Genomic DNA, 8,463 nt, shown 5'->3' with positions numbered 1-8,463 from the left:
GGTGCGGAGGGTGCCGAGGGTTTGTTGGACGAGACGGTGTTCACGCAGGCGGCGTTGTTCGCCGTGGAGGTGGCGCTGTTCCGGTTGGTGGAATCGTTCGGTGTGCGGCCGGACTTCCTGTTGGGGCATTCGATCGGTGAGTTGGCCGCCGCGCATGTGGCGGGGGTGTGGTCGTTGGAGGACGCGGCCGTGGTGGTGGCCGCGCGGGGCCGGTTGATGCAGGCGCTCCCGGCGGGTGGTGCGATGGTCGCGGTGCAGGCCGCCGAGGCCGAGGTGACGACGGCGCTGGCGGCGGCGGGAGTCGGCGATACGGCGGGTCTCGCGGCGGTGAACGGCCCGACCTCGGTTGTGCTTTCCGGTGACGAGGAGCCGGTGCTTCGGGTGGCGGCCGACTTCGCGGCGCGGGGGCGCAAGACCAAGCGGCTGACGGTCAGTCACGCGTTCCATTCCCTGCGGATGGACGCGATGCTGGGCGAATTCCGGGGCGTCCTCGCCACCGTGACCTTCGGCCGGCCGGCCCTGCCGATCGTCTCCAACCTGACCGGACGGCCCGCGAGTATCGAGGAGTTGAGTGACCCGGACTACTGGGTAGGGCAGGTGCGCGGGGCCGTGCGCTTCTCCGACGGCGTGGAACACCTGCGCGCGGCCGGCGTCGGAACCTTCCTGGAACTGGGCCCCGACGGAGTATTGACGGCACTGGTCCACGATTGCGTTGCCTCGGCGACCGCTGCGGAGGAAGGTACCGCCGCCGACATCGCGGCCACCTCCGCACTGCGCCGGGACCGCGCGGAGTGCGACGCGTTGCTCTCCGCGCTTGCGTTCGCGCACGTGCGCGGCTACAGGACCGACTGGTCCGCGGTGCTCACGCCCGCCGCGCGCCGACACCTCGACCTGCCCACCTATGCCTTCCAACGCCGGCTCTACTGGCTCGACGGCACCGCGGGCGCACCCGCCGACGCCGCCGGACTCGGGCTGGTGGCTGCCGAACACCCCCTGCTCGCGGCGACCGTACGTCTCGCCGGCTCCGACGCGGTCATGCTGACCGGCCGGATCTCCCTTCAAGCCCAGCCCTGGCTACGCGACCACGCCGTCGCGGGGACGGTACTGCTGCCCGGAACCGCCTTCGCGGATCTGGCCGTCCAGGCGGGCGACCGGACGGACTGCCGCCGCGTCGACGAACTGACCCTCCAGGCACCGCTCGTGGTCCCCGCGAACGGCGCGCTCGCCCTCCAGGTTCAGGTGGAGCCGCCGACCGCCGCCGGACGCAGGGCAGTCGGCGTGTACTCCCGAGACGAAGCGGTGGGCGAGGACGGCGAATGGACCTGCCACGCCACCGGTTTCCTCGCCGAGGACGCCACGGAAGCGGCGTTCGATCTCGCCGGCTGGCCGCCGGTCGGCGCACAGCCGATCGACATCGACGGCTTCTACGCCCGCGCCGCCGAAGCCGGTTACGGCTACGGGCCCGCGTTTCGGGGACTGCGCACGCTGTACCGGGGCCCGGACGGCAAGCTGTACGCCGAGGTCGAGTTGCCCGCCGAACAGACGCACGACGCAGGCCGGTTCGGGGTCCATCCGGCCCTGCTCGATGCCGCCCTGCATGCTCTGGTCGGGGATGATCTCGACGCGGCCGGCCCGGGCCGGGAGCCGACGATGCGGCTGCCCTTCGGGTGGCGCGGCATGCAACTGTACGCGGCCGGGGCGTCCGCGCTCCGGGTATGCCTGGCCATGGTCGACGGAAACCCGGACACGATCGCGGTCCAAGCCGCCGACGGCACCGGACAGCCGGTGTTCTCCGCCGAGGCACTCGAACTGCGCACAGCCGACCCGGCACGGTCGGCCGTCACTTCCTCGGCGGCGGATTCCCTGTACCCGGTGGTCTGGACACCGGTCGGCCGGCCCGTGCCGGACACCGAACCGGGCGAAACCCCCGACCCGGGACCGGGCCTGGATCTTCCCTTGGACGTGACCGTCCATGACTGCACGCCGGTACAGGTGGTCACCGCGGACCTCGCGCGGGCCGCCGAGGCGGCGGCCGTACGTCTCCTCACGGCAGTGCAGGCGTGGCTGACCGAGACGGCGACCGCCGAATCCGCGACACCGCGCTTCGTAGTGGTGACGCGCGGCGCGGTGGCGGCAGCCCCCGGTGATCCGGTCGTCGACCTCGTGCACGCCCCCGTGTGGGGGTTGGTGCGGTCGGCGCAGAGCGAGCACCCCGACCGGTTCCTGCTGATCGACCTCGACCCGGACCTGGCCGCCGATGCGGCGGACCCCGAGGAGGTGGCGCGCATCGCCCTGGCCGCAGGCGAGAGCCAGGTCGCCGTGCGCGCGGGCGCCGTACTCGTGCCGAGGCTCGTCCGGGCAGGTCGGGGCGGGACGTTGGTGCCGCCATCCGGCGCGTGGCGACTGGACGGTGTAGCGCGCGGGACGCTGGACGATTTGGCGTTGGTGGTGGCTCCGGAGGCGCTGGAGCCCTTGCGGGCAGGTCAGGTGCGCATCGCGGTGCGGGCCGCCGGTCTCAACTTCCGCGATGTGTTGATCGCGTTGGGTGTGTATCCGGGTGCCGCGTCGATGGGTGGCGAGGGCGCGGGTGCGGTGGCCGAGGTCGGTCCGGGGGTGTCCGAGTTCGCGGTGGGTGATCGGGTGTTCGGGATGTTCCCGTCGTTCGGTCCGATGGCGGTGGCCGATGTGCGGACGGTGGCTTCGGTGCCGGGTGACTGGTCGTTCGAGCAGGCGGCGTCGGTGCCGGTGGTGTTCCTGACGGCGTATTACGGCTTGGTCGAGCTGGGTGGTCTGCGGGCCGGTGAGTCGGTGTTGGTTCATGCCGGCGCGGGTGGGGTGGGGATGGCGGCGGTGCAGATCGCGCGTCATCTGGGTGCCGAGGTATTCGCGACGGCGAGTGAGGGCAAGTGGGACACTCTGCGATCGCTGGGTCTCGATGACGCCCACATCGCTTCGTCCCGGACGCCGGCGTTCGAGGACCGATTCCGAGCCGCGACCGACGGCCGTGGTGTGGATGTGGTGTTGAACTCTCTCGCGGGTGAGTTCGTGGACGCCTCGCTGCGGCTCCTGGCCGATGGTGGCCGGTTGTTGGAGATGGGCAAGACCGACATCCGGGATGCGGAGGCGGTGCGGGTCGGGTATCCCGGGGTCTCGTATCAGGCGTACGACCTGCTGGACGCGGGGCCGGAGCGGATCGGATCGCTGTTGGGCGACGTGTTGAGGCTGTTCGGGTCGGGCGTGCTGGCGCCGCTTCCGGTGAGGTCCTTCGATGTGCGGCGCGCGCCGGAGGCGTTTCGGTTCATGTCGCAGGCCCGGCACACCGGGAAGCTCGTGCTACGGATGCCGGTGCCGCTCGACCCCGACGGGACCGTGCTGATCACCGGTGGCACCGGCACGCTGGGCGCTTTGGTGGCTCGCCATCTGGTCACCGAACACGGCGTCCGCAGCCTGGTGTTGGCGAGCCGCCGGGGCCCGGACGCTCCCGGCGTGGGCGAATTGGCGACCGAACTCACCGATCTCGGTGCCCGGGTGACCATCGAGGCATGTGACGCCGTTGATCGGGAAGCTGTCGCCGAAGTCCTCGCGCGGATACCGGACGCCGCCCCACTCACCGCCGTTGTCCACGCCGCAGGCGTCGTCGACGACGCGCTGATCGAGTCCATGACGCCCGAGCAACTGGAACGCGTGCTGCGGGCCAAGGTCGACGGCGCGGTCAACCTGCACGAACTGACCGCCGACCACGACCTTTCCGCCTTCGTCCTGTTCTCCTCGATCGCGGGACTGCTGGGCACCCCGGGCCAAGCCAACTACGCCGCCGCGAATACCTTCCTCGACGCGCTCGCCGCCCACCGTCAGCGCGCCGGGCTCCCCGGCACCTCCCTCGCCTGGGGCCTGTGGGCCGACGCGAGTGGCATGACCGGGCAACTCGGCCGGCAGGACCTCGCCAGGATGCGCCGCTCCGGCATCGCCGCGCTGACGGCCGAACAGGGCCTCGGCCTGTTGGAAACGGCCCTGCACGTCGGCGACGCGAACCTCGCCGCGGTCCGGCTGGACCACACGGCGCTGCGCACCCAAGCCGCCCACGGCGCGACCCCCGCACTGCTGCGCAGCCTGGTCCGCGCCCGGGTCCGCCGTGCCGCACAGGTCGCGGCCACGGTGACGGGTGGTGAATCAGCCCTGTCGCAGCGGCTGTCCGGGCTGTCCGGCGCGGAACAGGACCAACTGCTCACCGACTTGGTACGGACGCAGGCCGCCATGGTGCTGGGCCACGCGTCGGCGGACCTGATCGCATCGGAACAGACGTTCAAGGCGGCGGGGTTCGACTCATTGGCCGCGGTCGAACTGCGCAACCGGCTCAACGCCGCGACCGCCCTGCACCTGTCCGGCTCCCTGACCTTCGACTACCCGACACCCGCGGCGATGGCCCGGCACCTCAGGTCCCGGATCCTGAGCGAGCGGCGCGCGACGCCGCCCGCCGTGACCGGGCTCTCGTCCCCGGCCGGGGACGAGGAGCCGATCGCGATCGTCGGCATGGCCTGCCGGTTCCCCGGTGGGGTCGGTTCGCCGGAGGATCTGTGGCGCCTGGTGGCCGACGGCCGCGACGCGATCACCGGCTTCCCCACCGACCGAGGCTGGGACCTCGAAGGAATCTACGACCCCGACTCCGACAGTTCGGGCAAGACCTACGTCCGTACCGGTGGATTCCTGGACGACGTGGCCGACTTCGACGCCGAGTTCTTCGGCATCTCGCCGCGTGAGGCGCTCGCGATGGACCCGCAACAGCGGCTGCTCCTGGAAACGTCGTGGGAGGTCTTCGAGCGGGCCGGGATCGACCCGGCGCCGCTGAAGGCCAGCGCGACCGGTGTGTTCATCGGTGCCGTGTCGCAGGACTACGGGCCGCTGCTGAGCCGCACGCCGGAAGCCGTCGAGGGCTACCGCCTCACCGGGACCACCGGCAGCGTCGCCTCGGGCCGGCTGGCCTACTCCTTCGGCTTCGAGGGCCCTGCCGTCACCGTCGACACCGCCTGTTCCTCCTCGCTCGTCGCGCTGCACCTGGCCGCCCAGGCGCTGCGCCGGGGCGAGTGCACGATGGCCCTGGCCGGTGGCGCCACCATCATGTCCAGCCCCGACATGTTCATCGAGTTCAGCCGCCAGCGCGGACTCTCCGACGACGGCCGCTGCAAGGCGTTCGCGGACGGCGCGGACGGGACGGCCTGGGCCGAGGGCGTTGGCGTACTGCTGGTGGAGCGGCTGTCGGACGCCGAGCGCAACGGCCACCGAGTACTCGCGGTGGTCCGCGGTTCCGCCGTCAATCAGGACGGTGCCAGCAACGGACTGACCGCGCCGAACGGACCGTCGCAGCAGCGGGTGATCCGGCAGGCGTTGGCGAATGCGGGGTTGAGCGCGCAGGACGTGGACGCCGTCGAGGCGCACGGCACCGGTACGACGCTCGGCGACCCGATCGAGGCGCAGGCCCTGATCGACACGTACGGGCAGCACCGGAGGGACGAACAGCCGCTGTACCTGGGGTCGTTGAAGTCGAATATCGGTCACGCGCAGGCCGCATCGGGCGTCGGCGGCGTGATCAAGATGGTGATGGCGCTGCGCGAAGGGATCCTTCCGCGCACGCTGCACGTCGACGCGCCCTCCTCGCACGTCGACTGGTCGGCTGGTGCGGTGGAATTGCTGACCGAGGCACGGGAGTGGCCGGACACGGGCCGGCCGCGCCGGGCGGGCGTCTCCTCCTTCGGGATCAGCGGTACGAACGCGCACGTGGTGCTGGAGCAGGTGCCCGCGACGGCCGTCGTGCCGACATTCGTTCCGGAGGAGACGGCCCGGTCGAGCGCTGCGCTGCCGTTCGTGGTGTCGGGCGGGTCGGAAGCCGCGCTGCGGGCGCAAGCTGGCCGGCTGGCCGAGTTCCTTGCCGGGCGGATGGAGCTGGACCCGGCTGCGGTGGCGTTCTCGCTTGCCGCCTCGCGGTCGGTGCTGGCGCACCGGAGCGTTGTCCTGGCCGCAGACCTCGGGGAGCTGACGGCCGGGCTGGCAGCGCTGGCCGCGGGGGTGCCTGCGGCGAATGTGGTGCAGGGGATTGCGCAGGGCCCGCGCCGCGCGGTGTTCGTGTTCCCGGGTCAGGGGTCGCAGTGGTTGGGGATGGCTGCCGGGTTGCTGGATTCGTCGGCGGTGTTCGCCGGGCGGATCGCGGAGTGTGAGGGGGCGCTCGCGCCGTTTGTGGATTGGTCGTTGACGTCGGTTCTGCGGTCGGAGTCGGAGGAGTGGCTGGGTCGGGTCGATGTGGTGCAGCCGGTGTTGTGGGCGGTGATGGTGTCGCTTGCCGAGTTGTGGCGTTCGTTCGGGGTGGAGCCGGGCGCGGTCGTGGGGCATTCGCAGGGGGAGATCGCGGCCGCGTGTGTCGCGGGGGCGTTGTCCTTGGCGGATGCGGCGAAGGTCGTGGCGTTGCGGAGCCGGGCGATCCTGGAGTTGGCGGGTTCGGGCGGGATGGCGTCGGTGTCGTTGTCGCTTGTCGGCGTGGAGGAGTTGATCGCGCGCTACGAGGGTCGGGTGTCGGTGGCGGCGGTGAACGGCCCGGCGTCGGTGACGGTGGCCGGTGAGACCAACGCGCTGGCGGAGTTGCTCGCCGAGTGCGATGCGCGGGGTGTGTGGGCGCGTCGGGTGCCGGTGGACTACGCGTCGCACTCGGTGCAGGTCGAATCGATCCGCGAACGGCTCTTGACGGAACTGGCCGACATCGAACCGATGGCGCCGACCGTCCCGTTCTTTTCGTCGGTGACCGCGGAGCGGCTGCAGACCACCGCGCTGGACGCCACCTACTGGTACACCAACCTTCGCCGGACGGTCCGCTTCGAGGAGACGATCCGCCTCCTCCTGAGCCAGGGCTCCGACACCTTCATCGAGGTCAGCGCGCACCCCGTCCTGACCGGCTCGATCGTGGACACCATCGAGTCCGCCGAGTCCCGAGCGGTGTCCCTGGGCACGCTGCGCCGAGGTGAGGGTGGTCCGGACCGCTTCACCTCGGCGCTCGCCGAGGCGTTCGCCGTGGGCCTGTCGGTCGACTGGCGACCGTTGCCGAACGTCCGCGGCGCCGGGCCGGTGGACCTGCCGACGTACGCCTTCCAGCGCCGGCGGTACTGGCCGGCGACCGCCGGTTCGACCGCGGGCGACCTCGGCTCGGTCGGTCTGACAACGGCCGATCACCCGCTGCTCGGCGCCGCGTTGCGGCTGGCGGACTCCGACGGCCTGGTCCTCACCGGATCGCTCTCGTCGGCCGCGCACCCGTGGCTGAGCGGCCACCGGGTTGCCGGCTCGGTACTGCTCCCCGGCGCTGCCATGGCCGAACTGGCGATCCGCGCCGCGGACGAGGTGGGCTGCGACCGGCTGGAAGAACTCCTCTTGGAAGCCCCGCTGCGCGTGCCGGACCAGGGCGCGGTACGCATCCAAATCCGCGTGGACGAGTCGGCGGACGTCGGGACGTACGACCTGAGCATCCACTCCCGAGCGGCCGACGCGGATGCCACCGAGCCCTGGATACGAAACGCCACCGCCGTACTGGCAACCGGCGCAGGCCGGGCGGCCGGGCAGTTCGCGGTCTGGCCGCCCGCCGGCGCACAGCCGATCGACCTCGACGGTTTCTACGACGGCCTCGCCGAGGCCGGCCACGGCTACGAGGGCCTCTTCCGGGGCCTGTCGAAGGCCTGGCGCGTCGGCGAGGACACCTACGCCGAGGTCGCGCTGCCCGCGAACGAGGAGAGTCCGTCCCGATTCGGCATCCATCCGGCCCTGCTGGACGCCGCATTGCACGGCATCGCCCTCGGTGACGGCGCGGCCGGACGCCTGCGGCTGCCGAGCCGTTGGGCAGGCGTGTCCCTGACCGCGACCGGCGCGACCGCTCTGCGGGTACGGCTGACACATCTCGGCCCGGACGAGGTCGCGGTCGAACTGGCCGACCAGGCGGGGCGGTCGGTACTGACCGTCGATTCGCTGGTGGTCCGGCCGGTCTCGATCGAGGAGTTCCAGGACACGCGGGGCGACCGTGACCGGAGCATGTTCCACGTCGACTGGGTGCCTGCCCCGGCTGTCCCGGGGGGCGAGTCGCTGCCGGAGGAATGGGCCGTACTCGCCGCGATCGGCGCGGAATCGGCCGCAGGGCCGCCGGCCGTACACCAGGACCTCGCGGCGCTCGGCGCGGCCATCGACGCGGGGAGCCGGGTACCGGATGTCGTCCTGCTGCCGTGCGGGGCCGGGTCGTCGCAGGACGACACCGACCACGACGGGCGATTGGCCGAGCGGGTGCATGCCGCAGCTTCCGGAGTGCTGTCGGTGGTGCGGGAGTGGTTGGGCGACGAGCGGTTCGCCGCCTCGCGGTTGGTGGTGGTGACGCGGGGTGCGGTGGGTGTCGGGCCGGGTTCGGTGGTGTCGGATCTGGCGTGGTCGGCGGTGTGGGGGTTG

General features: G+C 71.9%; 1 protein-coding gene. It reads left to right on the top strand.

The window, feature by feature from the left end:
* Window positions 1-21: 21 nt before the first annotated feature.
* Window positions 22-8,463, top strand: an 8,442-nt coding sequence (locus tag ACZ4FV_RS51025) for an SDR family NAD(P)-dependent oxidoreductase (RefSeq protein WP_465328229.1), incomplete at its 3' end; no start/stop codon positions are given.

The sequence above is a fragment of the Embleya sp. NPDC025285 genome (assembly GCF_055558835.1).
Note: the sequence above shows the minus strand (reverse complement) of the source record. Positions and strands in the feature narration are given on the sequence as shown.